At 69.5% G+C, this 1,168-nt stretch carries 1 protein-coding gene; it reads right to left on the minus strand.

Annotated features, from left to right (window positions below):
* On the minus strand, positions 1–1,138 hold a 1,138-nt coding region (locus ACFWWU_RS37360), incomplete at its 3' end, for an ABC transporter substrate-binding protein (protein ID WP_384153696.1).
* Between the last annotated feature and the right edge of the window lie 30 nt (positions 1,139–1,168).

The raw sequence follows: 1,168 nt of genomic DNA on the forward strand, positions 1-1,168 counted from the left end.
CGTCCGCGGTGAGGCCCGAGTGGTTGTCGGGGGTCATCGTGAAGATGCCCGAGATGCCGACGAGGTCGGTCGTCGCCTCGATCGCGTCGCGGAGCGCGTCGGGGTCGGTGCCCGCTGCCGCGATCGCCTCGGTGCCGACGAGCCAGGCGTCGTACGCGTGACCGGCGAAGCTCGAGGGGGAGCTGCCGAACTCCTCGGAGTAGTCGGCGATGAACTGGTCGATGACCGGCTTCTGCGGGTCGTCGTCGCTGAGCTCATCGGCGACGAGCAGGCGGCCCATCGGGGCGATGACGCCGTCGGCTGCGGGGCCGGCGGCCTCGAAGAAGGCGTCGTTGGCGACGCCGTGCGACTGGTAGACCGGCTTGTTGACGCCGAGCTGCACGTACGCGGCCTGCGCGAGGCCGGCCGACGGGGTGATGCCCCAGATGATGACGGCGTCGGCGTCGGCCGCGCGGATGTTCGTCATCTGAGCGGTGAAGTCGGTCGCGCTGGGCTCGAACGACTCGGTCGCGGTGAGGGTGATGCCGCGCTCTTCGCCGAGCTCGGTGATGATGTCGGCGATGCCCTCGCCGAATCCGGTGGCGTCGCGCACGAGGGCGATCTTCGTGTAGCCCTTCGACTCGGCGTCGTCGAGGATGCGCTCGAGCACGACGAGGTCGTTCTGCGCGGTCTTGAAGACCCACTCCGACCCGTCGACGATCGCGGCGTTCGCGGCGACCGAGATCGTCGGCACCTGGGCAGCCTCGACGAGCGGGCGCATGGCGAGCGAGGGGCCCGTGCGCGAGGAGCCGATGATGAGGTCGACGTCGTCGTTCTCGATGAGCTGGGTGGTGGCCTTGGCCGCACCGTCTTCGGTCGACTGGTTGTCCTTGATGATCAGCTCGACCTCGCGGCCGTCGATGCCGCCGTCGGCGTTCAGCTGCTCGGCGAGCATGTTGAGCGTGTTCTGCTCGGGAACGCCGAGGTTCGCGCCGACGCCCGTGATGTCGAGCACGGCGCCGATCTTGATGGGGCCCTCTTCCGAGGCCGCATCGCCCGAGTCGCCGCCGAAGTTCGAGGCGCCGCAACCGGTGAGGGCGAGTGCGATGGATGCCGCGACCGCGGCGGGGACGAGCAGACGGCGTTGCGCACGGTGCATGGGGTGAACTCTCCTTTGAGCCCTCACGGG

The sequence above is a fragment of the Streptomyces sp. NPDC058650 genome (assembly GCF_042717315.1).
In the GTDB taxonomy this organism is placed as follows: Bacteria; Actinomycetota; Actinomycetes; order Streptomycetales; family Streptomycetaceae; genus Streptomyces.